Source organism: Streptomyces abikoensis (assembly GCF_014648775.1).
GTDB lineage: Bacteria > Actinomycetota > Actinomycetes > Streptomycetales > Streptomycetaceae > Streptomyces > Streptomyces abikoensis.
Window position 1 is genome coordinate 301,332 of record NZ_BMRT01000004.1, and the last position, 23,992, is coordinate 325,323.

At 72.8% G+C, this 23,992-nt stretch carries 25 protein-coding genes, 3 tRNA genes and 1 pseudogene; 11 read left to right on the forward strand and 18 right to left on the reverse strand.

Features of this window, described 5'->3' with window-relative positions; genetic code table 11:
- The first annotated feature begins 5 nt into the window (after positions 1-5).
- Entirely contained in the window at positions 6-809 is an 804-nt protein-coding gene (locus IE096_RS15590) for an MgtC/SapB family protein (protein ID WP_189452070.1), read from the forward strand.
- 260 nt (positions 810-1,069) lie between these two features.
- Here the strand turns inward: IE096_RS15590 and IE096_RS15595 are convergent, their stop codons facing one another.
- Positions 1,070-1,975: an SGNH/GDSL hydrolase family protein gene (locus IE096_RS15595; protein ID WP_189452071.1), complete on the reverse strand. Its 906-nt coding sequence runs from the start codon at positions 1,973-1,975 to the stop codon at positions 1,070-1,072.
- Between the two features lie 333 nt (positions 1,976-2,308).
- Here IE096_RS15595 and IE096_RS15600 point away from each other — a divergent pair, with 333 nt between their 5' ends.
- Together IE096_RS15600 and IE096_RS15605 are read left to right on the forward strand one after the other, a co-directional pair.
- A complete protein-coding gene (locus IE096_RS15600) occupies positions 2,309-2,803 on the forward strand; it encodes a DUF3145 domain-containing protein (protein WP_189452072.1) in 495 nt (164 codons plus the stop codon).
- Between the two features lie 50 nt (positions 2,804-2,853).
- Complete coding sequence (locus IE096_RS15605) at positions 2,854-3,732, forward strand: NAD(P)-dependent oxidoreductase (protein WP_189452073.1); 879 nt, start codon at positions 2,854-2,856, stop codon at positions 3,730-3,732.
- 148 nt (positions 3,733-3,880) lie between these two features.
- Here the strand turns inward: IE096_RS15605 and fabF are convergent, their stop codons facing one another.
- The 5 genes from fabF to IE096_RS15630 all read right to left on the reverse strand — a co-directional run bounded on the left by fabF (position 3,881) and on the right by IE096_RS15630 (position 8,786).
- Positions 3,881-5,143 carry a beta-ketoacyl-ACP synthase II gene (gene fabF, locus IE096_RS15610; protein ID WP_189452074.1) on the reverse strand — a complete coding sequence of 421 codons (1,263 nt, stop codon included), beginning with the start codon at positions 5,141-5,143 and terminating at the stop codon, positions 3,881-3,883.
- Between the two features lie 67 nt (positions 5,144-5,210).
- Positions 5,211-5,462, reverse strand: a complete 252-nt coding sequence (locus IE096_RS15615; RefSeq protein ID WP_189452075.1) for an acyl carrier protein — start codon at positions 5,460-5,462, stop codon at positions 5,211-5,213.
- Positions 5,463-5,539: 77 nt separating this feature from the next.
- Entirely contained in the window at positions 5,540-6,544 is a 1,005-nt protein-coding gene (locus tag IE096_RS15620) for a ketoacyl-ACP synthase III (protein ID WP_189452076.1), read from the reverse strand.
- Positions 6,541-7,512 carry an ACP S-malonyltransferase gene (locus IE096_RS15625; protein WP_189452077.1) on the reverse strand — a complete coding sequence of 324 codons (972 nt, stop codon included), beginning with the start codon at positions 7,510-7,512 and terminating at the stop codon, positions 6,541-6,543. Before IE096_RS15625 ends, IE096_RS15620 begins: the two co-directional genes overlap by 4 nt.
- Before the next feature lie 98 nt (positions 7,513-7,610).
- A complete protein-coding gene (locus IE096_RS15630) occupies positions 7,611-8,786 on the reverse strand; it encodes a PucR family transcriptional regulator (protein ID WP_189452078.1) in 1,176 nt (391 codons plus the stop codon).
- An 81-nt stretch (positions 8,787-8,867) separates the two neighbouring features.
- On the opposite strand from IE096_RS15630, the gene IE096_RS15635 reads away from it, so the two are divergent.
- Positions 8,868-9,542: a pirin family protein gene (locus tag IE096_RS15635; protein ID WP_189452079.1), complete on the forward strand. Its 675-nt coding sequence runs from the start codon at positions 8,868-8,870 to the stop codon at positions 9,540-9,542.
- 54 nt (positions 9,543-9,596) lie between these two features.
- On the opposite strand, the gene IE096_RS15640 is transcribed toward IE096_RS15635, so the two are convergent.
- Positions 9,597-10,415, reverse strand: coding sequence for a serine hydrolase domain-containing protein (locus IE096_RS15640; RefSeq protein ID WP_189452080.1), 819 nt, complete (start codon positions 10,413-10,415; stop codon positions 9,597-9,599).
- A 124-nt stretch (positions 10,416-10,539) separates the two neighbouring features.
- Here IE096_RS15640 and IE096_RS15645 point away from each other — a divergent pair, with 124 nt between their 5' ends.
- Together IE096_RS15645 and IE096_RS15650 are read left to right on the forward strand one after the other, a co-directional pair.
- On the forward strand, positions 10,540-11,010 hold the full coding sequence (locus IE096_RS15645) for a MerR family transcriptional regulator (RefSeq protein WP_189452081.1): 471 nt from the start codon (positions 10,540-10,542) through the stop codon (positions 11,008-11,010).
- Between the two features lie 6 nt (positions 11,011-11,016).
- Positions 11,017-12,036, forward strand: coding sequence for an aldo/keto reductase (locus IE096_RS15650; RefSeq protein WP_189452082.1), 1,020 nt, complete (start codon positions 11,017-11,019; stop codon positions 12,034-12,036).
- Here IE096_RS15650 and IE096_RS15655 read toward each other — a convergent pair whose 3' ends face one another.
- Positions 12,037-12,843, reverse strand: coding sequence for an EI24 domain-containing protein (locus IE096_RS15655; protein WP_189452083.1), 807 nt, complete (start codon positions 12,841-12,843; stop codon positions 12,037-12,039).
- A gap of 41 nt (positions 12,844-12,884) precedes the next feature.
- Positions 12,885-13,910 carry an NADP-dependent oxidoreductase gene (locus tag IE096_RS15660; protein ID WP_189452084.1) on the reverse strand — a complete coding sequence of 342 codons (1,026 nt, stop codon included), beginning with the start codon at positions 13,908-13,910 and terminating at the stop codon, positions 12,885-12,887.
- 90 nt (positions 13,911-14,000) lie between these two features.
- On the opposite strand from IE096_RS15660, the gene IE096_RS15665 reads away from it, so the two are divergent.
- The gene (locus IE096_RS15665) at positions 14,001-14,462 is read left to right on the forward strand and encodes a MarR family winged helix-turn-helix transcriptional regulator (protein WP_189452085.1); all 462 of its coding nucleotides are present in this window, start codon (positions 14,001-14,003) and stop codon (positions 14,460-14,462) included.
- A gap of 72 nt (positions 14,463-14,534) precedes the next feature.
- Here IE096_RS15665 and IE096_RS15670 read toward each other — a convergent pair whose 3' ends face one another.
- Positions 14,535-15,050 (reverse strand): isochorismatase family protein, encoded by a 516-nt coding sequence (locus tag IE096_RS15670; protein WP_189452086.1) that lies wholly within the window; start codon positions 15,048-15,050, stop codon positions 14,535-14,537.
- Between the two features lie 184 nt (positions 15,051-15,234).
- On the opposite strand from IE096_RS15670, the gene IE096_RS15675 reads away from it, so the two are divergent.
- Together IE096_RS15675 and IE096_RS15680 are read left to right on the forward strand one after the other, a co-directional pair.
- A complete protein-coding gene (locus IE096_RS15675; RefSeq protein WP_189452087.1) occupies positions 15,235-15,831 on the forward strand; it encodes a hypothetical protein in 597 nt (198 codons plus the stop codon).
- Between the two features lie 152 nt (positions 15,832-15,983).
- Positions 15,984-16,517 (forward strand): sortase domain-containing protein, encoded by a 534-nt coding sequence (locus IE096_RS15680; RefSeq protein ID WP_189452088.1) that lies wholly within the window; start codon positions 15,984-15,986, stop codon positions 16,515-16,517.
- Between the two features lie 11 nt (positions 16,518-16,528).
- Here IE096_RS15680 and IE096_RS15685 read toward each other — a convergent pair whose 3' ends face one another.
- From IE096_RS15685 to IE096_RS15710, 6 genes are all read right to left on the reverse strand, one after another.
- Positions 16,529-16,954 (reverse strand): OsmC family protein, encoded by a 426-nt coding sequence (locus IE096_RS15685; RefSeq protein ID WP_189452089.1) that lies wholly within the window; start codon positions 16,952-16,954, stop codon positions 16,529-16,531.
- Positions 16,955-17,033: 79 nt separating this feature from the next.
- The gene (locus IE096_RS15690; protein ID WP_189452090.1) at positions 17,034-17,636 is read right to left on the reverse strand and encodes a histidine phosphatase family protein; all 603 of its coding nucleotides are present in this window, start codon (positions 17,634-17,636) and stop codon (positions 17,034-17,036) included.
- Complete coding sequence (trxA, locus tag IE096_RS15695; RefSeq protein WP_189452091.1) at positions 17,629-18,027, reverse strand: thioredoxin; 399 nt, start codon at positions 18,025-18,027, stop codon at positions 17,629-17,631. The genes IE096_RS15690 and trxA overlap by 8 nt, the downstream gene beginning before the upstream one ends.
- Positions 18,028-18,245: 218 nt before the next feature.
- Positions 18,246-18,319: transfer RNA gene (locus tag IE096_RS15700), tRNA-Ile, on the reverse strand.
- A 187-nt stretch (positions 18,320-18,506) separates the two neighbouring features.
- A tRNA-Asn gene (locus tag IE096_RS15705) sits at positions 18,507-18,582 on the reverse strand.
- A gap of 5 nt (positions 18,583-18,587) precedes the next feature.
- Positions 18,588-18,660, reverse strand: a tRNA-Asn gene (locus IE096_RS15710).
- Between the two features lie 191 nt (positions 18,661-18,851).
- On the opposite strand from IE096_RS15710, the gene IE096_RS15715 reads away from it, so the two are divergent.
- Positions 18,852-19,142, forward strand: coding sequence for a YtxH domain-containing protein (locus tag IE096_RS15715; RefSeq protein WP_189452092.1), 291 nt, complete (start codon positions 18,852-18,854; stop codon positions 19,140-19,142).
- A gap of 64 nt (positions 19,143-19,206) precedes the next feature.
- Complete coding sequence (locus tag IE096_RS15720) at positions 19,207-20,646, forward strand: FGGY family carbohydrate kinase (RefSeq protein WP_189452093.1); 1,440 nt, start codon at positions 19,207-19,209, stop codon at positions 20,644-20,646.
- Positions 20,647-20,686: 40 nt separating this feature from the next.
- On the opposite strand, the pseudogene IE096_RS15725 reads toward IE096_RS15720, so the two are convergent.
- Positions 20,687-21,859: pseudogene (locus IE096_RS15725) on the reverse strand (RNA polymerase sigma factor); the annotation flags it as partial.
- Positions 21,860-22,060: 201 nt separating this feature from the next.
- Positions 22,061-23,962 carry a DNA primase gene (dnaG, locus tag IE096_RS15730; RefSeq protein WP_189452094.1) on the reverse strand — a complete coding sequence of 634 codons (1,902 nt, stop codon included), beginning with the start codon at positions 23,960-23,962 and terminating at the stop codon, positions 22,061-22,063.
- Between the last annotated feature and the right edge of the window lie 30 nt (positions 23,963-23,992).

Sequence of the window (23,992 nt, forward strand, 5' to 3'; positions counted from 1 at the left end):
GCGAGATGGACCCAGTGCAGCTCCTCATGGACCCACTGATATCCGCCGGAAGAGCCTCCGCCGCCCCGCTGTTCGATCCGGGAGCGGGGCAAGGAACGCGCCAGTTAGCCGAGTTGGCCCTGGCGCTGCTGCTCTCCTCGCTCATCGGACTGGAGCGGGAGCTCCAGCAGAAGAGCGCGGGGCTGCGCACCCACACGCTGGTCGGCGTGGGCAGCGCGCTGTTCATGGAGGTCTCGATCCACGGCTTCGCCGCGGTGCCCGATCTGGGGATGGGCCGGTTCGACGGCTCCCGGGTGGCCGCGCAGATCGTCTCGGGCATCGGCTTCATCGGCGGTGGGCTGATCTTCGTCCGCCGGGACGCCGTACGCGGCCTGACGACGGCCGCCACGATCTGGCTGACCTGCGCCGTCGGCATGGCCTGCGGCGGTGGGCTGCCCCTGCTGGGCGGCGTGGCGGCCGCCGTGCACTTCTTGGTGGTGCGCGGCTTCCCGGTGGTGACCCGCCGGCTGGCCACGACGCCCTCGCTGGAGCACGTCGAGCTGAGCATTTCCTACCGCACCCGCAAGGGGCTGCTGGGCCGGGTGCTGGAGCTGTGCACCCGCAGCGGCTTCAGGGTCACGGACGTCCAGGTCCACGCCCGGGCGGAGCCGGAGGAGGGCGCGGAACGGCCCAGGGGCAAGGTCAGGGAGGCGGGCGTGGTGCTGAGCCTGGAGGGCAAGGGATCGGCGCATCCGCTGATGGAGGAGCTCACCGACTGGGAGGGCATCCTCGACATCGATCTCCACGCCCATCGCGAGAGCACCGAGTGACGGGCGGGTGACCGGCGGGGCGATTCTCCCGGCACGTCCCCGAGCGGGTGAACTCGCTTATGAGAAGCGCCCGTTCATCGGATAGCGTGCGGGGCGGAAGGCGGCACGGGCCGGTCGAGGCCACCCGTGCCCGTCTTCGGTCACGGCCCGGGCGCCATCGCGCGGGCGCGGACGGCACCGGGTGCCCGGGGCGAGGGTACGGGCCCCGGTGCCGGCGAGTTCCGCGCCGGGCGCGCCGGTGGCGGACCGGGCCGTGCGTGCTACACGGCGGGCGGCTCGGCGGCGGTGATGGTGCGGTAGGCGAGGGCCGCGAGTTCGCCCTGTCCCTGCTTGCTGGGGTGGAACCAGTCCCACTTGCTGAGCGCCTGGCCGGTGAAGCCGTAGCCGTGGACCGAGCCGTCGAAGCGACACAGCCCGTCGCGCTCGCAGACGCTCTTGAGCACGGTGTTGTACTCCAGGACCCGCTGCTCGACCCGTACGCGCCGGGCCTCGGTCACCGCGTCGTCGGAGGCGGCGTCGGCCAGCATCGACGGGCAGACCGAGCCCAGCTTCCAGATCTCCGGGCCGATCAGGCTCTTGCGCCCCTCCGCCCACAGCCGCCGCAGGTCCGGCACCCCGGCCACGTACACCTGGGACTTGGGCAGGGCGGTGCGCAGCTCCCGCAGGGACTTCTCGAAGTCGGCGCGGAAGTCGTCCACGGTGGTCATGTCGTCCACGTTCTTGCGGCAGGCGTCGTTGGCGCCCACGAGCACGGTGACGAGCTGCGGCTTCTCGGCGACGGCCGCGCGCATCTGCTCCGGCAGGTCGGCCATCCGGGCGCCGGTGCGGGCGTGGTTCCAGCTGCTGGTGCCGGGCGAGGCCAGCAGCCGGCGGGCGAGGCTGTCGACGGAGGTGCCGGTGGCCCAGGACGCCTCGGGGCAGTCCTTGAGCATGGAACAGGCGTCGAAGCCACGGGTGATGGAGTCACCGAGGGAGGCGATGGAGGCGGGGCGGGGGTTCCAGGCCGGGCGGATGGGTGCGGGCTTGGCCGGGGCGGCGGCCGGCTGCTCGCCGCCGGCACCGGCGGCCGGGCCGCTCTCGCAGCCCGAGGCCAGCAGGGTGGCGCAGACCGCCGCCACGGCCGCTTTGACGACCGCCCCTCGCCTCTTCCCCCGTGCGACGTTCATGCTCGTGTTCCCCTCCGGCCGGGTGATATCTGTCCGGGACCGACGGTACGTCACGCCCGCGACACGCCCGCACGGTAGCTTTTCTTCCCGGGTGATCGAGTCGGTCCGGCATCTTTCGCTCCGCCTTTCGGTCCACAGCGGCACCAAATCACAACACGTCACATCCTGTCCCTTTTCAGGAGAATTGCTCCCGATGGTGTTTACTGTTGGTAACCTCGCGGGCTGGTGCGGGAGTGGCCATTGGGGCAGAATGTCTGCTGCTGTCCCGGGCGGGACCGGTTCGGCTGCGAGGCCGCTGGGGAAGGCCACCCTCGAACCGCACTGGAGGACCCGGTGACGACACGTGGAGTTCTGTATGTGCACTCCGCGCCCCGAGCGCTCTGCCCGCACGTCGAATGGGCCGTGGGCGGCGTCCTCGGCGCGCGCGTCACCCTCGACTGGATCCGGCAGCCCGCCTCCCCCGGCACCTGGCGCTCCGAGCTCTCCTGGCAGGGCCAGGTGGGCACCGCCTCCAGACTCGCCTCCGCGCTGCGCGGCTGGCACCTCCTGCGCTTCGAGGTGACGGCCGAACCGTGCGCCACCGCCGAGGGCGAGCGCTACAGCTCCACCCCCGACCTCGGCATCTTCCACGCCGTCACCGGCATCCACGGCGACATCCTGATCCCCGAGGACCGCCTCCGCGCCGCGCTCTCGCGCGCCGACCGGGACGGGACGGACCTCCAGGCGGAGGTCGAGAAGCTGCTCGGCAAGCCGTGGGACGACGAACTGGAACCCTTCCGCCACGCGGGCGAGGGCGCGCCGGTGCGCTGGCTGCACCAGGTGGTCTGACGACGGCGGGGTCTTGCCTTCGAGCCCGCTCCAGGCCCTAGCGTCGACGCATGACCTCACCCCTCACCGTCACCGTCCTCGGCACCGGCATCATGGGCTTCGCCATGGCCCGCAATCTCGCCCGGGCCGGGCTCTCCGTCCGGGCCTGGAACCGCAGTCACGCCAAGGCCGAGCCGCTGGCCGCGCACGGTGTCACCGTCGTGGGGACGCCCGCCGAGGCCGTCACCGGCGCCGATGTGGTCGTCACCATGCTCCACGACGGCCCGGCCGCCCTCGACGTGATGCGCTCCGCCGCCCCCGCCCTGCGCCCCGGGACGGTCTGGGCGCAGTCCACCACCGCCGGGCTCGACGGCACGGCCGCGCTCGCGGACTTCGCCCGTGAGCACGGGCTCGTCCTGGTCGACGCCCCCGTCCTGGGCACCCGGCGGCCCGCCGAGGAGGGCACGCTCACGGTGCTGGCCGCGGGTCCCGAGGAGATCCGCGACACCCTGGCGCCCGTCTTCGACGCCATCGGCTCCCGGACCGTCTGGATCGGCGACGACGCGGCGGGCGGCGCCGCGACCCGGCTCAAGCTCGTCATCAACAGCTGGGTGCTGGCCGTCACCCACGGCACCGCCGAGGCCCTCGCGCTGGCCGACGGGCTGGGCGTGGACCCGGACCGGTTCCTGGACGCGGTCGCAGGCGGCCCGCTCGACATGGGCTATCTGCGGGCCAAAGCCGGGCTGCTGAGGGACGACGCCCTCACCCCGCCGTCCTTCGCGACCACCACGGCCGAGAAGGACGCGCGGCTGATCGTCGCGGCCGGGGAGGCCGCCGGGGTGCGCCTGGACGTCGCGGCGGCGGGCGCCGAGCGCTTCCGCCGGGCGATCGAAGCGGGCCACGGCGACGAGGACATGGCGGCCTCGTACTTCGCCAGCTTCACCAAGTGACCGGCTCCACGAAGTGAGCGGCTTCACGAAGTGAGCGGCTTCACGAAGTGAGCGGCTTCACGAAGTGAGCGGCTTCACGAAGCGATGAGCGCGGAAGGGCCCGCCCCTGATCGGGGCGGGCCCTTCCGTACAGAGTCCGTACAGAGCGTCAGACCGTGCGCAGCGCCAGCACCACGTTGTGGCCGCCGAAGCCGAACGAGTTGTTGATCGCCGCGATCGTGCCCTGCGGCAGCGGGCGGGGCTCGCCGCGGACGATGTCCGCGTCGATGTCCTCGTCCAGCTCGTCGACGTTGATGGTCGGCGGGGCCATGCGGTGGTACAGGGCGAGGACGGTCGCGACCGTCTCGATGCCGCCGGCGCCACCGAGCAGGTGGCCCGTCATCGACTTGGTCGCGGAGACCGCGACGTGGTCGAGGTCGTCGCCCAGGACCTTGCGCAGCGCCTTGATCTCGGCGGCGTCGCCCTGCGGCGTGGAGGTGGCGTGCGCGTTGAGGTGCACGACCTCCGCCGGCTTCAGGTCGCTGCTGTCGAGCAGGTTCTGCAGGGCGGCGGCGATGCCGCGGCCCGTCGGCTCCGGCTGCGCGATGTGGTGGCTGTCGGCGGACAGGCCCTGGCCCAGCACCTCGCAGTAGACGCGGGCGCCGCGCTTCGCGGCGTGCTCGGCCGACTCCAGGACGACGATGCCGGCGCCCTCGCCGAGGACGAAGCCGTCACGGGCCTTGTCGTACGGACGGGAGGCCTTGGCGGGCTCGTCGTTGTTCTTCGACATCGCCATCATGCTGGCGAACGCCGCGACGGGCAGCGGGTGGATGGCCGCCTCGGTGCCGCCGGCGACGACGACGTCGGCGCGGCCGGAGCGGATCATCTCGTAGGCGTAGCCGATGGCCTCGGCGCCCGACGCGCAGGCGCTGACCGGGGTGTGGACGCCCGCCCGGGCGTTCACCTCCAGGCCGACGTTGGCGGAGGGGCTGTTGGGCATCAGCATCGGCACGGTGTGCGGGGAGACGCGGCGGGCGCCCTTCTCCCGGAGCACGTCGTACTGGTCGAGCAGGGTGGTCACGCCGCCGATGCCGGAGGCGACGACCGCGCCCAGCCGCTCGGGGGTGACGCCGGCGTCGTCGCCGGCCTTGTCGGTGAAGCCCGCGTCGGCCCAGGCCTCGCGCGCCGCGATCAGCGCGAACTGCGCCGAGCGGTCCAGCTTGCGGAGCATGGGGCGGGGCAGGACGTCGGCGGGGTCGACCGCCACGGGGGCGGCGATGCGGACCGGGAGGTCGGCGAAGCGCTCGTTCTCCAGAGGCTTGACGCCGGAGCGGCCGGCGAGCAGGCCCTCCCAGGTCGAAGCGCTGTCGCCACCCAGCGGTGTGGTTGCGCCGATACCGGTGACGACCACGGTGCGATTGGTCGAGTTCATCGGGATTCTGTCTCCACGTGTAGAGGTGCTGGAACCGCCACCGCCGGGGTGGCGACGAACGCTACGGTCAGGCGGCCTGGTGCTTCAGGATGTAGCCGGCGGCGTCGCCGACGGTCTTCAGGCCCTTGACGTCCTCGTCGGGGATCTTGACGTCGAAGCGCTCCTCGGCGGCGACGACGACCTCGACCATGGACAGCGAGTCGACGTCCAGGTCGTCGGTGAAGGACTTGTCCAGCTGGACGTCCTCGACCGGGATGCCGGCGATCTCGTTGACGATCTCGGCGAGGCCCTTGAGGATCTCTTCCTGGGTGGCGGCCATGTGCGCGCTCCTTCTATGTATTGCGATGTGCTGCTGATTAAGGGAACTGCTGGTGCGGCGAGGTCCGGGGAACTCGCCTAGGGGAGGGTAACGACCGTGGCGGCGTACACGAGACCCGCCCCGAAGCCGATGAGGAGCGCGGTGTCCCCGCTCTTCGCCGCGCCGGTGGCCAGGAGCCGCTCCATCGCGAGCGGAATGGAGGCCGCGGAGGTGTTGCCCGTGGTCTCCACGTCACGGGCGACCGTGACGCTCTCCGGCAGCTTGAGAGTCTTCACCATCGAATCGATGATCCGCATGTTGGCCTGGTGCGGGATGAAGACGTCCAGGTCCTCGGGGCTGACGCCCGCCTCGTCCAGCGCCTGCTGGGCGATCTTCGCCATTTCGAAGACGGCCCAGCGGAACACCGCCTGACCCTCCTGGGTGATGGCGGGGAAGCGGACGTCCGTCTCCTCGCGGTAGACGTCCCAGGCGACGGTCTGCTTGATCGTCTCGGCCTTGTCGCCCTCGGAGCCCCAGACGACCGGGCCGATGGCGGGCTCGGCGGACGGGCCGACGACCACGGCACCGGCGCCGTCGCCGAACAGGAAGGCCGTCGCGCGGTCCTCCAGGTCGGTGAGGTCCGAGAGCCGCTCGACGCCGATGACCAGGACGTGCTCGGCGGAGCCGCCGGTCACCATGTCCCGGGCCATGGCCAGGCCGTAGCCGAAGCCCGCGCAGCCGGCCGAGATGTCGAAGGCGGCGGGCTTGCCCGCGCCCACCTTGTGGGCGATCTCGGTCGCGACGGCCGGGGTCTGCTTGAAGTGCGACACCGTCGAGACGATGACGGCACCGATCCGGTCGGCGGTGATGCCCGCGTCGGCGATCGCCTTGCCGGCGGCCTCCAGGGACATCGCGCTGACGGTCTCCTCCGGGCCGGCCCAGTGCCGGGTGGCGATGCCCGAGCGCGAGCGGATCCACTCGTCCGAGGAGTCGATGTGCTTGAGGATCTCCTCGTTCGGCACCACGCGCACGGGACGGTAGCCGCCCACGCCCATGATGCGCGCGTACGCGGCGCCCCTGGCGGGCTTGATCTTCGCGGTCATGCTTCTCGGGCTCCTTGTTCGGCCGGGGCGGCGTCGAGGCCGGCGTGCTCGGCGATGAGCGCGCGGGCGGCGTCGAGGTCCTCCGGGGTCTTGAGCGCGAGCGTAGTGACACCCGGCAGGGCGCGCTTCGCCAGCCCCACGAGGGTGCCACCGGGCGCCGCCTCGATCATGGCCGTGACGCCCAGCTCCTTGAAGGTCTCCATGCACAGGTCCCAGCGGACCGGGTTGGCCACCTGGCCGACCAGCCGCGCGACGACCTCGGGGCCGCCGGCCACGACGGCGCCGTCCTTGTTGGAGACGTAACGGGTGTGGGGGGCGGCGGGGGCCAGCTCGGCGACCGCCGACTCCAGGGCCGAGACGGCCGGTGCCATGTGGTGGGTGTGGAAGGCGCCCGCCACCTTGAGCGGCACCACGCGCCGGGTGCCCTCGGGCTTGTCCTCGGCCAGCGCCGCCAGCTGCTCCGCCGTACCGGCGGCCACGATCTGGCCCGCGCCGTTGACGTTCGCCGGGGTCAGGCCCAGCTTCTCCAGGTGCGGCAGGACGACGTCCGGCTCGCCGCCCAGCAGGGCGGCCATCCCGGTCTCGGTGACCGCGGCGGCCTCGGCCATGGCCAGCCCGCGCTTGCGCACCAGCCGCATGGCCTCCTCCTCGGACAGCACCCCGGTGAGCGCGGCGGCGGCGAGCTCGCCCACGCTGTGCCCGGCGACGGCGCCGACCCGCGCGGCGAGCTCGGCGCCGGACGGGAAGAGCTGCCCGGCCGAGAGCAGCGCGGAGGCCACCAGCAGCGGCTGGGCCACGGCGGTGTCACGGATCTCGTCGGCGTCGGCGTTCGTGCCGTAGTGGACAAGGTCCAAGTCGATGGCGTCCGACCACGCACGGAGGCGGTCGGCGACACCGGGGAGGTCGAGCCAGGGGGTCAGGAAGCCGGGCGTCTGAGCGCCCTGGCCGGGAGCGACGAGTACGAGCACCCTCACACTCTCTCTCGTGGACGGCTCCGGCCACCCGTGAGGACAGGGACCAAGAACCGTCAGGGGAATTGTTGGCGTTCAACAAAAGCGTAAGTGTGTCACTCCGCGTCGGCCAACCGCCCCAGGATCAGCGCGATGCGCAGCGTGAAGGCGGAACGAACATCGGAGGGTGACCATCCGGTGACGTCCGTCACACGTCGCAGCCGGTACCGCACGGTGTTGGGATGGACGAACAGCATCCGCGCCGCGCCCTCCAGGCTGCTGGCCTGCTCCAGATAGACGCTCAGCGTCTCCAGCAGCGCCGAGCCCGCCTCTTCGAGCGGTCTGTAGATCTCCTCCACCAGCTGCTCACGGGCGGCCGGGTCACCGGCCATCGCCCGCTCCGGCAGGAGGTCGTCGGCCAGCACCGGGCGCGGGGCGTCCGGCCAGGCCGCGCACGCCTTGAGGCCGGCGGCGGCGGCCTGCGCGGACCTGGTCGCCGCCAGCAGGTCGGGCACCACCGGCCCGGCCACCACCGGGCCCGCCGCGAACGGGCCGATCAGCGCCTTCGCCGCCTGCAGCGGATTGTCCGAGCCGCCCGCGATCACCACCAGCCGGTCGCCCAGCACGCCGGTGAGCACCTGCAGCTTGGCGTGGCGCGCGGCCCGGCGGATGGCCTCGACGGTCAGCTCGCTGTCCCCGTTGGGCGCCGTGCCCAGCACCACCGCGACGTGCGTCGGCGCGTTCCAGCCCAGCGCGGCCGCGCGCGAGAGGGCGCCCTCGTCGGCCTCGCCCGAGAGCACCGCGTTGACGACCAGCGACTCCAGCCGGGCGTCCCAGGCGCCGCGCGCCTCGGCGGCCTGGGCGTACACCTGGGCCGTGGCGAAGGCGATCTCCCGGGCGTAGACCAGCAGCGCCTCGCGCAGCGCGTTCTCGTCGCCGGGGGCGGCCACCTCGTCGATGGCCGACTCCATGACCTCGATGGTCGTCCGGACCATCTCCACGGTCTGCCGCAGCGTGATCGCCCGGGTCAGCTCGCGCGGGGCCGTGCCGAACACGTCCGTGCTGATGGCCTGCGGGGTCTCCGGATGCCGGAACCACTCGGTGAACGCCGCGATGCCGGCCTGGGCGACCAGGCCGATCCACGACCGGTTCTCCGGGGGCATCGCCCGGTACCACGACAGCTGGGCGTCCATGCGGGCGATGGCCGCGGCGGCCAGCGTCCCGGAGGACTGTTCCAGGTTGCGGAGGGTGGCGCTGTGGGGGTGCGTGGGGTGAGCGGCTGGTTCGGGCACGGGGACAAGCCTGCCTTATTCGGGTGCGATACGGAGCCGCCGGGACCCCTCCGGGGCTCCCGGCGGGGCTACGGTGGGCCGATGACGTACGTGCAGCGGGCCGCCGATCGCTTCCGCGGCGGCGATCCGGCGGCCGGGATCGAGACCTGGCACGCCTTCTCCTTCTCGGGCTTCTACGACCCCGACAATGTACGGTTCGGCCCGCTCGCGGCCTGCAACGAGGAGCGGCTGGCGGGCGGCGCGGGCTTCGCCGAGCATCCGCACCGGGACGTCGAGATCGTCACCTGGGTGATCGAGGGCGAGCTCACCCACGAGGACTCCACGGGGCGGGTCGTCACCGTCCGCCCCGGCGACCTCCAGCGGCTGAGCGCCGGCTCCGGCGTCCGCCACACCGAGCGCAACGCGGGGTCCGTTCCACTGCGGTTTGTCCAGATGTGGCTGACGCCGTCCGAATTCGGGGGCGAACCGTCGTACGAGGTGGTGCGGGGGATCGCCGACGGGACGCCGTACGCCTTGCGGCGGGCGGAGGCGGTGTTGCACGTCCGGCGCCTGCGGAGTGGTGAGTGCGCGGGGCTGCCGGACGCGCCCTGGTTGTACGTGCACGTCGTGCGGGGAGCCGTTCGCCTTGACAGCGAGGTGCTGCGGGACGGGGATGCGGCTCGGATTCTCGACGCCTCCGGCGTGCGGGTCGAGGCGATCGGCTCCGCCGTCGAGGTGCTTGCCTGGGAGATGCACGCCGAGCCGCACTTCGGGTAGCCCGGCGCTTCGCGCCGGGTTTTCGCCCACCCACCCGCCCGATTGCCCGGAGCGTTATCGCTGACGGAGTTCGTTGATCACCGCGTCCGTCAGGAGGGGCCACGCCTCGATGGCCCAGGAGCCGAAGGCGCGGTCCGCGAGGGCGACGCAGGCCGCTCCCAGCTCCGGGTCGACCCACAGGAACGTGCCGGACTGCCCGAAGTGGCCGAAGGTCCGCGGCGAGGACGACGTGCCCGTCCAGTGCGGGGACTTCCCGTCGCGGATCTCGAAGCCGAGGCCCCAGTCGTTGGGCCGCTGGTGCCCGTAGCCGGGCAGGACGCCCGTGACACCCGGGAAGACCACCGTCGTGGCCTCGTCCAGCGTGGTGCGTGACAGCAGGCGCGGCGCCTGGAGCTCGGCGGCGAAGCGGGCCAGGTCGTCCACCGTCGAGACGCCGTCCTTGGCGGGCGAGCCGGGGAGGTCGGTGGAGGTCATGCCGAGGGGCTCCAGCACGGCCTGCCGCAGGTACTCGGCGAAGGGGATGTCCGTGGCCTTGGCGATGTGGTCGCCGAGGGCGTCGAAGCCGGCGTTGGAGTACAGCCGCCGGGTGCCCGGCTCCGCCATGGAGCGGTCCTCGTCGAAGGCGAGGCCGGAGGTGTGGGCGAGGAGATGACGCACCGTGGCACCGGGCGGGCCGGCCGGCTCGGCGAGCTCGATCGCGCCTTCCTCGACGGCGATCAGCGCGGCGTACGCGGCCAGCGGTTTGGTGACGGAGGCCAGCGGGAAACGGTGCCGGGTCGGGCCGTGGGCACCCGCGATGGTGCCGTCGGCGCGCACGACCGCCGCCGCCGCGGTCTTGACGGGCCAGTTCTCGATCATCCGCAGGCTTTCCATGGCAAGGAGCCTAACGCGGCACGGGATCGGGCCGGATCACGTCGGAATCCCGCTTGCTTCGAGTGCACTCCAAGTCTCTAGCGTTGGGGACGCACCGCACGGGGCGAGCGAGGGGGAAGCGGCAATGACATTGATGGAAACCGAGAGCGCGCCGGCCGGAGCCGTGGACGACCTCTGCTCCCCGCTCGCCCTGGAGCGCCAGCGCCGCCCGGAGGGCCGGGACCGCTACACGATCAGCGAAGTGGCCGAGTACGCGGGGCTGTCCGCGCACACCCTGCGCTGGTACGAGCGGATCGGGCTGATGCCGCACGTCGACCGCTCCCACACGGGGCAGCGCCGCTACACCGACCGCGACCTCGACTGGCTGGACCTGGTGAGCCGGCTGCGGCTGACCGGGATGCCGGTGGCGGACATGGTCCGCTACGCGGAACTGGTCCGCGAGGGCGAACACACCTTTCCCGAGCGCGAACGGCTGCTGAGCGCGCACCGCGACGACGTGCGGATGCGCATCGCGGAGCTGCGCAGCACGCTGGAAGTACTGGACTACAAGATCAACATCTATGCCGACGCCCGCCGGGCGTCCGAAGGGGCATGACGGAAGATGGGCAACGACAAGATCGCACGCGTGACGCTCGGCGACGGCGGCCCGGAGGTCGGCGTCCAGGGCCTGGGCTGCATGGGCATGAGCTTCGCCTACGGCCCGACGACGGACGAGGCGGAGGCCCGCGCGACGCTGGAGCGGGCGCTGGAGCTGGGCGTCACCCTCTACGACACCGCCGACATGTACGGGGCCGGGGAGAACGAGAAGTTCATCGCCCCGTTCATCCGGGCCAACAGGGAACACGTGGTGCTGGCGACGAAGTTCGCCATCGACGCCAACCCCGAGAACCCCGCCGACCGCGTCATCCGCAACGACCCGCCCTACATCCGCAAGGCCGTCGAGGGCAGCCTGCGGCGGCTGGGCGTCGAGCAGATCGACCTGTACTACATGCACCGCCGCAACCCCGACGTCCCGCTGGCGGAGTCGGTGGGCACGATGGCCGAGCTGGTGGCGGAGGGCAAGGTCAAGCACCTGGGCCTGAGCGAGGTCACGGGCAGCGAGCTGCGCGAGGCGCACGCCGTGCACCCGATCGCGGCCGTGCAGTCGGAGTGGTCGCTCTTCAGCCGGGACATCGAGGAGAACGTCGTCCCGACGGCCCGTGAGCTGGGCGTCGCGCTGGTGCCGTACTCGCCGCTCGGCCGGGGCTTCCTGACGGGTGCGTTCGCGAACGCCGACAAGGAACTGTCAACCGACGACTGGCGTCGTACGCAGCCGCGCTTCACGGGTGACAACGCGTCGGCGAACGTCGCCCTGCTGGAACCCCTGCGGCGGATCGCCGAAGCCCGGGGCGTCACGCTCGCCCAGGTCGCGCTGGCGTGGGTACAGCTCCGGGCGCGGGTGGAGGACCTGACGGTCGTTCCGATCCCGGGCACGCGCAAGCGCTCCCGCCTGGAGGAGAACGTGGGCGCCACCCGCCTCGATCTGACGGCGGACGAGCTCGCGGCCCTGGAGCCCATCGCGTCCAAGGTCTCCGGCGACCGCTACCCGGACATGTCCTTCACGTCCGCGGGCCGGGAGTAGTCACCACTCGGACGCCGGAGGGGCCGATACGACCTCGGCCCCTCCGGCGTCCGGCTCGTCGTCGTCCCCCGTCTCCCCCATCAGGTCCCGCGCCAGCAGCGTCGCCCCCGCCACCGCCCCCGGCATCACGAACACCGCGACGAGCGGCAGCAGGAAGAGCAGGGTCAGCGGCACTCCGAAGCCCAGCACCAGCAGCTTGCGCGAGCGCAGCAGTTCCAGCCGCTCCTTCAGCGCGACCCTTCGCCGCTGAAGGGCGACAGCCGTGAGTTCCTCCGTCAGGAAGAAGCCGGAGACGCAGAAGCCGATCGCCGGCACCACCGTCTGGCCGACGAAGGGCACGAAGCCCAGGGCGAAGAAGAGGACGCCCCACAGTGCCGCCCGGACGAGCACGGCGAGGCTCTCCCGGGCCGAGATCCACAGCTCCCGCCAGAGCGGCAGCCCGGACGACGGCGCGCTGCCGCCCTCCGTCAGGTCGACCCGCTCGGACAGCGCCTCGTAGAAGGGCTGTCCGACGAGCAGTGTCACCGCCGTGAAGGAGAGCAGCGCCAGCAGCAGGCAGCCGCCGAAGAAGAGCGCCGTCAGCGCGCCGCGGAACAGGCCGAGCCAGGGCGAGCCCCAGCCGTCGGCGAAGGGCGTCGCCCAGTCGACGACGTCGTCGGCCCGGAGGACGAGCACGGTCAGCGCCGCCGCGTACCCGACCAGGGTGATCAGCCCGGGCAGCAGCCCGAAACCCCACTGCCGGCGGTTGCGCCCCACCCAGCGCTGGCCCTTGGCCAGGTACGACATGCCCGTCACAAGATCTCGCATGGCGGCACATCGTAGCCGCCGGGGTGGGGCGGCCCGTGTCGTCAGAGGGTGACGATCATCTTGCCGGTGTTCTCGCCGCGCAGCAGGCCGAGGAACGCGTCGGCGGTGTTCTCGATGCCCTCGACGACGGTCTCGCGGACCTTGAGCTCGCCGGAGCGGATCCAGCCGCCGACCTCCTCGACGAACTGCGGGCGCAGCGCGTCGTGGTCCGAGACGATCATGCCCTGGACGCGCAGCCGCTTGGCCAGGATGTTGACCATGTTGCGCGGGCCGGGCACGGACTCGGTGGCGTTGTACTGGGCGATCATGCCGCAGATGGTGACGCGGCCGTGGAGGTTGAGCGCGCTCAGCGCCGCCTCCAGGTGCTCGCCGCCGACGTTGTCGAAGTAGACGTCGATGCCGTCGGGGGCCGCCTCCTTCAGCTGGTCGACGACCGGGCCGTTCTTGTAGTTGAACGCGGCGTCGTAGCCGTACTCCTCGCGCAGCACCCGGACCTTCTCGTCCGAGCCCGCACTGCCGATGACGCGCGCGGCGCCCTTGAGCCGGGCGATCTGGCCGACGAGGCTGCCGACGGCGCCGGCGGCGCCGGAGACGAAGACGGTGTCGCCCTCCTTGAAGGAGGCGACCTCCAGCAGGCCCGCGTAGGCGGTCATGCCGGGCATGCCCAGCACACCGAGGTAGGCGGAGAGCGGGGCGACCTTCGGGTCGACCTTGGCGGCGCGGGCGGCGTCGACGACCGCGTACTCGCGCCAGCCGAGGCCGTGGAGGACGTGGTCGCCCACCTCGTAGCCCTCGGCCCGGGAGGCCAGGACCTCGCCGACGGCGCCGCCGTCCATCGGCCGGTCGAGCTGGTACGGCGGGATGTAGGACTCGCGCTCGTCCATGCGGCCGCGCATGTACGGGTCCACCGACAGGTGGATGTTGCGGACGAGGATCTGGCCCTCGCCGACCTCGGGGATCGCGGCCTCGCGCAGGGCGAAGTCCTCCGGCTTCGGCCAGCCCACGGGGCGGGCCACCAGGTGCCATTCGCGGCTGGTCTCGGGGATGCGGGCGGCTGTGGCGGTCATGGGAACCGAACCCTCCAATTACTTAAGAACCTCAACCAATCATGTGCCTCGATATTTCATGATGTCAAGCAACCGAGTATTCTGCTCTCCATGACACCCCCTCCGCGGCCCGCCGACGACGCCCTGACCCTCGAGGTGGTCGACCTCATCGCCACCGTCGTGGCGCGCTACCACGAGGAGTACGAGGAGGCGGCCACCCGGCACTCGCTCACCGGCGCCCAGGCGCGGGTCCTGGCCCTGCTGGCCCGGGAGCCGCTGCCGATGCGGCGGATCGCCCTGAAGCTGAAGTGCGAGCCGTCGAACATCACGGGGATCGTCGACCGGCTGGAGGCCCGGGACCTGGTCGAGCGCCGCCCGGACCCCGACGACCGCCGGGTCAAGCTCGCGGCGGCCACGGAGGAGGGCCGGCTGACGGCGGACCGGCTGCGGGAGTCGCTGCGCTTCGCGCGCGAGCCGCTGGCCGGGCTGTCCGAGGAGGAGCGCGCCGCGCTGCGGGACCTGCTGAAGCGGATGCTGGGCGAGGAACCGCCGGCGCCCCGCACGGCCGGCTGACGCGCGGCGGCGCGCCCGGGCGGGTGCGGCCCTGGCGGACGGCGCCGGGCGCCCCGGCCCGCCCGGCGAGGGCTACGCGGACAGCCGCAGCTCCGCCGCCGTGACGACCGTCCCCAGCCGCGGCATGTCCAGCGCCACCGACGCCCGGTGCTCCTCGGCCGTCAGCGCGCTCATCGCGTCCTCGACGAACACGAGCTCGTAGCCGTGGTCGACGGCCGCCCGGCCGGTCGACTCCACCCCGAGGTTGGTGGCGATCCCCGCGAGCACCAGCGTCCGCACGCCGCGCTCGCGCAGCCGGTCGTCGAGCCCGGTGCCGTGGAACGCGCCCACGGTCCGCTTGACGATCTCGATGTCGCCCGCCTCCGCGACCCCCGCGAGCAGCCCGCTGCCGGGCGGCTGCTCGGCGAGACCGGGCCGCTCCACCCGGACGACCACCACCGGCGCTCCCGCCTTGCGGAAGGATCGCGCCAACTCGGTCGCGTTCCGAGCCACTTCATCGCCGGCGTGGGGCGCGAGGGGCAACGCCACGAGGCGTTCCATGAGGTCGACGAGGACGAGTGCGGTGCGCTGGGGGTCGAGTTCCGTCATGGCCTCAGACCGTACCGGCCGCGACCTCGGCGTGGGCGGCCTCCGGGCCGTCTCACGGCTGCCGGGAGGTAAAGCTTCCGCGAAAAGGGGACTTCGGGTCCGCGGCCGGGCCCGCGGCCGGCAACTCGCCGAGGTTTTCCGATGCGTTGCCGAAGGGCGGGGCGGGTGCGCCACGATGGCACGCATGAGACCGTCTTCCGACCCCGCGCCCGGGTCCGTCGCCGCCTTCGGGCCCCTGGAGTTCCAGCTCGTGCTGCTGCGCCGGATGGCCGACCACCAGCCCGGGCTGGTGGAGGACGCGCTGCGCGAACTGGGCGTCGGGCGCGCCGAGATGCGCGAGGCCAACCGCCGCTGGCAGGCCATGACGCGCTCCCCGCGCGGCCGGGGCGCGGGGCCCCGCTACCGCTCCGTCCTGGGCCCGCCGGAGAGCACCGGGGAGCGCCGCGTCGGCGATCTGACCTTCGAGGCGACGACCTGGCGGGTGCCGCTCTGGCCCACGCTGCGCTTCGAGGTGCTGAGCGCCCCCGGCGGCGCGGTGTGGAACGAGTGGCTGGTCCGCGCCCCCGGGGCGCGGGGCCCGGAGCCGCGTACGGTCGAGGAGCTGCGGCCCTGGTCCTGCACGGTGGACGAGGTCGCCCGCGCCTTCCCGCCCGCCCGCCCCATGGAGGGCACGGCCCCGACGCGCTGGCGGCTGGCCTTCACGGCCCCGGACGCGGCCGGGGTGCGCGGGGAGTATGTGGCGGAGTTCACATGGGGGCTGTTGCAGCGGCTGATGCGGTAGCGCTGGCGCTGGCCAGGTCGGCGATTCGTCTGCGGGTGCGTCGTGGCTGGTCGCGCAGTTCCCCGCGCCCCTTCGGGGCGCCGCACGTGGCGGGGCCGGAGTGGCCGTTCGGCCGAGGCGGAGGCACCGGGGCCGGGCCTAGGTTGGGGCGCATGCCCATGTCCCCGCCCCGTTCCCTGACGGCCCTGCTGCTGGTGGTGGCCGCCGTGGTGCTCGGGGCCTGCGCACCCGGCGGCGGGACCGGCAAGGTGATCGGCGGCCCGGCGCGGGCCGAGGAGCCGTCCCGGGTCGCCATCCCGTCCCTCGGCGTGGACAGCCCGCTGATACGGCTCGGCCGCAACGGCGACGACACCGTGCAGGGGCCGCCGCCGGAGAAGGGCATGACCGCCGGCTGGTACCGGGACAGCGCCAGGCCCGGCACCCCGGGCGCCGCCGTGATCATCGGCCATGACGCCGTCCCCGAGGGCAAGGCCGTCTTCCGCGACCTGCACAGGATCGCGGAGGGCGACGCGATCGACGTCGAGCGCGGCGACGGCGAGGTGCTCCACTTCACGGTCACCGGCACCGAGAAGGTCGCCGGAGGCGCCTTCCCCACGCGAAAGGTCTACGCGGAGACCCGGGAGAAGGCGCTCCGCCTGGTCACGTGCGCGGGCGACCTGATCGTCCACGCCAGGATGGCGCCATAGCCGAGCCGGCGTCAGGCGAGCTCGGCGTCCAGCGTGATCGTCGTCCCGGTGAGCGCCTGGCTGACCGGGCAGTTCTTCTTGGCGTCCTCGGCCGCCGCGACGAAGCCCTCCTCGTCCAGGCCCGGCACCTCGCCGCGGACGGAGAGGTGGATGCCGGTGATGCCCTCGCCGGGCTGGAAGGTCACCTCGGCCTTGGTCTCCAGGCGGGTGGGCGGGGTGCCCGCGCCGGTCAGGGCGTGGGAGAGGGCCATGGAGAAGCAGCTGGAGTGGGCGGCCGCGATCAGCTCCTCGGGGCTCGTCTTCCCGTTGGCCTCCTCGGCGCGGGAGGCCCAGGTGACCGGGTACGTCCCGATGCCGGACGACTCGAAGGTGGTCTCGCCGTTGCCCTTGATCAGCTCACCGTGCCAGACGGTGGTGGCGATGCGGTTGGTGGCCACGCTGTCTCCTCCATGAAGTAAGGGTCATCTATCAAGCCCCGGGGCGATCGCCCCGATCATCCTGCGGCCCGCGGCCGCTTCAGGCTCCGACACGCCCGTTCCAGGCGACCAGGGCCGGGCGGCCGTGCTCGGTGCCGATGCGGCTGACCGTGCCGGTGTCCAGCCGGAACAGCGCGCCGGCCGACGGCGGCAGCCCGAGCCTACGAGCCGTCAGCACCCGCAGGAAGTGCCCGTGCGCGATCAGCGCGACGTCACCGGCGACACCGTCCGCGAGGCGGGGGGCGATCCGGGCCAGCACCCGGTCGGCGCGGGCGCCGACCTCCTCCGGCGACTCGCCGGGGTGCTCGGGCGGGCCGGGCGCGACCCCGTCGTCGAAGAGGAACCAGCCCGGCCGGTCCCGCTGGATGTCGGCCGTGGTGACGCCCTCGTAGCCGCCGTAGTCCCACTCCCGTAGATCCGGCTCGGTCTCCGCGCCCTTCAGCCCCGCCAGCTCGGCCGTGCGCACGGCCCTGACCAGCGGGCTGGTGAGCACCAGGGCGATGTCGCGCCCCTCCAGCGCCGGCCGCAGCGCCTCGGCCTGCCGCTCGCCGCGCTCGGTCAGCGGGAGGTCCGTCCAGCTGGTGTGCCGGCCGTCCCGGCTCCAGGCCGTCTCGCCGTGCCGGATCAGCAGCAGCTCACCCATCGGTGCCGGGAGCCGCCGCCCCCTCCGCCCGGGCCTGCTCCACCGAGGCCCGCACCTCGTCCATGTCCAGGGCCCGCGCCTGCTTGATGATGTCCTCCAGCGCGGCCTCCGGGAGCGCGCCGGGCTGGGCGTACACGGCGATGTTGTCGCGCACGATCATCAGCGTGGGGATCGACCGGATCTCGAACGTCGCCGCGAGCTCGGGCTGGGCCTCGGTGTCCACCTTCGCGAACACCAGGTCCTGGTGGCGCTCGGCCGCCCGCTCGAAGACGGGCGCGAAGTTGCGGCAGGGACCGCACCACTCGGCCCAGAAGTCGATGAGCACGAATCCGTTGCCGGAGACGACCTCGTCGAAGTTGTCCTTGGTGAGCTCCACGGTGCTGCTGCTCATGAGCGCCTACCCGCTTCCGGTTGTCGCGTGCGTCGGGGCCGCGTCGGGGCCAGTGTCCGGGCCAGTGTGGCCCACGCACGGCAACAGGAGGGGACGACGGCCTATTCCGGCGCCGACCCGGCCGTACCGCCCCGGACAGCACGCCGCCCCGGCCGGGAGATCCCGGTCGGGGCGTCGAAACGGCAGGCGAGATCGTTTCTGCACCTGAGCCGCGCGTGTGGGGCGGGTGGGACTCGAACCCACGGCCGACGGATTATGAGTCCGCTGCTCTAACCGGCTGAGCTACCGCCCCGTTCACGGCGCGTCGCGCACAACTGTGCGCGCCGTCTGCCGCAGCATAGCCGCTCATACGATCTGCTGCCCCGGTGGGTCCGTATCGTGTGATCGGTCTGACCATGAGGACTTCGATCACGCACGTCCGGTTCCCGGTTCCGGGGTGTTCCGGCATGAAAAAAGGACCCCGAGGGGTCCTGATCTCATGGCTCCTCCAACTGGACTCGAACCAGTAACCTGCCGATTAACAGTCGGCTGCTCTGCCAATTGAGCTATAGAGGATCGCGCTCCCCCGACTGGACTCGAACCAGTAACCTGCCGGTTAACAGCCGGCTGCTCTGCCAATTGAGCTACAGGGGATTGTCGCGTTTGCCTCGAATGCCCGCCCGACCGGTCTCCCGGGCGGCGTGCGCTCGCTGCGAGACATACATTAGCGCAAGCAGGGGGGTGCTCCGCCAATCGGTATGCCCGCCGACCCCGGGAGTGACCTTCGGTCCGGCCGGGTAGGCGGCTGGCAGCGGGATCCGCGGACCAACGGAAGGACGGGCGCGATGCGCTACCGGCTGACCTTCATCACCGGCGCGGCTGTCGGGTACGTGCTCGGCGCGCGCGCCGGGCGCGAGCGCTATGAGGAGCTGCGCAAGGGCGCGCGGCGGATCGCGCAGAACCCGGCGGTGCGCAACACCGCCGAGACCGCCGCGGTGAACGGCCGGGCGCTGGTCACCCGGACCTTCGAGAAGGTGGGGGACCGGCTGCCCGGCTCCATCGCGGACCGGGTCCGCTCCCTGCGCGAGCGGGGACAGGGCGTCGTCGACGACGACTGGGGCACGAGCAACACCTGACGCACACCCCCCGAATGGCCCGTCCGGATGCCGACGGGGCCAAAAGGTTTGGCATCATCTCGGCATGGGCATAGTCGCGGGGTTGGGCAGTTCCTCCGAGGGCACGAGCGTCGTCGTCTGCGACGCGGAGTCGGGAGCGGTGCTACGGCAGGGCTACGCGCCCCATCCGGCGTCCGCTCCGGAGGGTGACCCGCAGGCGTGGCTGATCTCGCTGGGCGAGGCGGCCACCGGCGGAGTGCTGGAGGGCGTCCAGGCCATCGGCGTCGCCGCGCAGCAGCACGGGCTGCTGACGCTGGACGCGGGCGGCGTCCTCGTCCGCCCCGCCCTCCTCGGCAACGACAAGCGCGTCCAGTCCGCCGCCGCCGAGCTGACCGACGCCCTGGGCGGCCGGGCCGCGTGGGCGGAGGCCGTCGGTTCGGTGCCGCAGGCCGGGCAGCCCCTGGCGAAGCTGCGCTGGCTGGCCCGCAACGAGCCGGAGTCCGCGGCCCGGGTGGCCGCGGTCCTCCAGCCGCACGACTGGCTGGTCTGGCAGCTGCTGGGCCGTCCCCTGCGGCGCACGACGGACCGCGGCGACGCCTCCGGCACCGGCTTCTGGTCGGCGGCCACCGGCGAGTGGCGGCCCGATCTGGTGGAGCTGGCCCTGGGCCGCCAGGCGACGCTCCCGGACGTGCTGGGGCCCGCCGAGCCGGCCGGGCACACCCCCGAGGGCCTGCTGATCTCCGCCGGGACGGGCGAGACGATGGCGGCGGCCTTCGGGCTGGGCGTGGGGCCGGGCGACGCGGTGGTCTCGCTGGGCGCCTCGGGCTCCGTCTTCGCCGTCCACCACTCCGCGCTCGCGGACGGGACCGGCACCATCACGTCCTTCGCCGACGCGACCGGCATGCACCTGCCCGTCGTCCACACGCTCAACGCCACGCGGGTCCTGCGCGGCACCGCCGAGATGCTCGGCACGGACCTGCCGGGCCTCTCCGAGCTCGCCCTGCGCTCCTCCGCCGGCTCCTACGGGCTGGTGCTGCTGCCGTACCTGGAGGGCGAGCGGACCCCGCACCTGCCCCACACGGCGGGCACGCTGGCCGGTCTGCGGCGCGAGAGCATGAAGCCCGAGCATCTGGCCCGGGCGGCCTTCGAGGGCATGCTGTGCGGCCTCACGGACGCCCTGGACGTGCTGCGCGGGCGCGGTGTCGAGGTGCGCCGGGTGTTCCTGCTGGGCGCGGCGGCCGAGCTGCCGGCCGTGCAGGCGATCGCGCCGTCGCTGTTCGGGGCGCAGGTCGTCGTGCCGCAGCCGGCCGACTACGCGGCGCTGGGCGCGGCCCGGCAGGCGGCCTGGGCGCTGGGCGTCCAGCAGGGCGTGCTGTCCCCGCAGCAGCCCCCGCTGTGGCCCGCGGCGGCCAGTCAGGTCTTCGACATGGCGGGCGAGGACCTGGCGGTCGGGCAGGCGGTGCGCCAGCAGTACGCGACGGTGCGCGAGCAGACCCACCCCGGGGCCTTCGACGCCGTGCAGTGACGGCTCGCGGCCGGTGACGGATCGCGTCCGGTAGAGCGGCTCAGTCGAGGTAGCCGCGCAACTGGTCCGCGAAGGCGTGGTCGCGCAGCTTGTTGAGGGTCTTGGACTCGATCTGCCGGATGCGCTCGCGCGTCACGCCGAAGATCCGGCCGATCTCCTCCAGGGTGCGCGGCCGGCCGTCGACGAGCCCGTAGCGGAGCTGGACGACCTTGCGCTCGCGTTCGCCGAGGGTGGAGAGCACGGCCTCCAGGTGCTCGCGCAGCAGCAGGAAGGCGGCCGACTCCACGGGCGAGGCGGCGTCGCCGTCCTCGATGAGGTCGCCGAGGGCGACGTCGTCCTCCTCGCCGACGGGCGCGTGCAGCGACACCGGTTCCTGGGCCAGCCGCAGGACCTCGCTGACGCGTTCCTCGGACAGGTCGAGGGTGACGGCCACCTCCTCGGCGGTGGGCTCGTAGCCGCGCTCCTGGAGCATGCGGCGCTGGACGCGCACCACCCGGTTGATCAGCTCGACGACGTGGACGGGGACGCGGATGGTGCGGGCCTGGTCGGCCAGCGCCCGGGACATCGCCTGGCGGATCCACCACGTCGCGTACGTCGAGAACTTGTAGCCGCGTGCGTAGTCGAACTTCTCAACGGCCCTGATGAGACCGAGGTTTCCCTCCTGGACGAGGTCGAGCATCGTCAGCCCGCGGCCGATGTAGCGCTTGGCGACGGAGACGACGAGGCGCAGATTCGCCTCGATGAGACGGCGTTTGGCCATCCTGCCGAGGACGACCAGCCGGTCGAGGTCGAGGGCGAGCTGGGTGTCGAGGTCGGGGGTGCTGCCGAGCTTCTCCTCGGCGAACAGGCCCGCCTCGACCCGGCGGGCGAGCTCCACCTCCTCGGCGGCGGAGAGCAGCGGGATCCGGCCGATCTCCCTCAGGTACTGGCGGAAGAGGTCGGAGGAGGGGCCGCTGGTGTCGGCCCGTGCGGCCCGTTCGGGGACCGGCTCCGGGGCGGGATCGTCGGGGAGGGCCAGGGTCTCGGACGCTGGTGGCTCGGCCTGCTGGGGCACCGCCTGTAGCGGGTGGGCCGGGGCCTTCAGGGTCGGGGTCCGGGTCTGCACGGGGGCGACCTCCAGGTGATCGCTGCTGAGGCGGCAGAACGAGCGGCTGGACGTGCGGCTGGGCGTACGGCGGAACGGTCGGGCGCGGCGGCGGCCGGGGAGCCGGCGCGGCGTCGGACATCGGGGGGATTCCGGTCCGGCACACCGGACCTGCCGCGCTCCGGGCCCCCTTGAGGCACCGCCCACCAGTGTGGGGCACGGAGCGTGCCCGCCACGAGGGGCGTGCGCTCACTTTCTGAGCGCGGGCCGTGACGGCGTGCTTACGGTGACGGCCCTGCGACGCGATTCCGGGCACGAACCGGCGGAGCGCTAGAGCGCCGCCGCCCCGCGGTCCTTCAGTGCGCGCCCGTACTGCTCGAGCACCCACAGCTCGTTCTGGACGGCGGCGAGGTGCTCCGGGTCCGGGCGGTCGCCGAGGCGGACCAGACCCGCCTGGACGTCCTTGATGCGCCGCTCGACGGCCCGCAGCCGGACCTGTACGAGCTGGACGCCCGCGTACCCCTCGTCGACGGTCTTGGCGCGGATCGCCTCGACGGCGAGCTCGGTCACCAGGGCCCGGACGGTGTCGTCGGGCGCCGCGTCGCGCACCTTCGCGAGGTAGCCCGCGTCGGCGTTGGTGACGCCGCCGGCCGCCTCGACGGCGCGGCGCACGAGCACGTACGGCGCGGCGGTGAACTCGTCCTCGCCGTACGCGTCGAAGGCGGGGGCCACCAGGTGGGGGTGCTGGAGCGCGAGCTTGAGCAGCTCGCGCTCGGTGAGCGCGGCCGGGCTGCGCAGATTGAGCGCGGGCCCGCGCTGTGCCTGCGGCGTCGGCGCGGCGGCCGGGGGCGCGCTCTGCCGAACGGACGTACGGGCGGCGTCGGGCCGCTGCCCGCGCTCGCGGGCCCACCGGGCGAGCTGGCCCACGCGCCGCACCACGAACTGGGTGTCGAGGATGCCGAGCATGCCCGCGAGCTGGACGGCGTACTCGTGCTGGATGGAGCTGTTCTTGATGTTGGCGACGATGGGCGCGGCCGCCTCCAGGGCGGCGGCGCGGCCCTCGGCGGTGTCCAGGTTGTGGCGGGCGACGACCTGGCGGATGGCGAAGGCGAACAGCGGGGTGCGGGACTCGACGAGGGACGCGACGGCGGCGTCGCCCTCGGCGAGGCGCAGCTCGCAGGGGTCCATGCCGCCGGGGGTGATGGCGATGGAGGTCTCGGCGGCGAACTTCTGGTCGTCCTCGAAGGCGCGCAGGGCGGCCTTCTGGCCGGCGGCGTCGCCGTCGAAGGTGAAGACGACCTCGGAGGCGGCGTTGTCCATCAGCAGCCGCCGCAGGATCTTGATGTGGTCGCCCGCGAAAGCGGTCCCGCAGGTGGCGATGGCGGTGGTGACGCCGGCCAGGTGGCAGGCCATGACGTCGGTGTAGCCCTCGACGACGACGGCGCGGTTGGTCTTCGCGATGTCCTTCTTGGCGAGGTCGATGCCGTAGAGGACGTGCGACTTCTTGTAGATCGCCGTCTCGGGGGTGTTGAGGTACTTCGGGCCGTTGTCGTCGTCGCGGAGCTTGCGGGCGCCGAAGCCGATGACCTCGCCGGTGATGTCGCGGATGGGCCACATCAGGCGGCCGCGGAAGCGGTCGATGGGCTTGCCGCTGCGGCTGTCCTGGGCGAGGCCGGAGAGCAGCAGCTCCTTGTCGGAGAAGCCCTTGCCGCGCAGGAAGCGGGTGAGGTGGTCCCAGCCGGCCGGGCTGTAGCCGACGCCGAAGTGCTCGGCGGCGGCCTGGTCGAAGCCGCGGCCCGCCAGGAACTTCCGGCCGATCTCGGCCTCGGGGCTCGCCAGCTGGTCCGCGTAGAACCGGGCGGCGATCTTGTGGGCCTCGACGAGGCGGATGCGCTCGCCCTGCTGGCGGCCCGGGGTGTAGCCGCCCTCCTCGTAGCGCAGGGTGATGCCGGCCTGGGAGGCCAGCCGCTCGATGGTCTCGGCGAAGGAGAGGTGGTCGATCTTCATGACGAAGTCGACGGTGTCCCCGCCCTCCTGGCAGCCGAAGCAGTAGAAGAGCCCCTTGGCGGGGCTGACCTGGAAGGACGGGGACTTCTCGTCGTGGAAGGGGCAGAGGCCCTTGAGGTTGCCGCCGCCCGCGTTGCGCAACTGGAGGTACTCGGACACGACGGCGTCGATCGGGACCGCGTCCCGGACCGCCTTCACGTCGTCATCGTTGATCCTGCCTGCCACGCGGTGAATTCTACGGCCGGGCGACGGCGG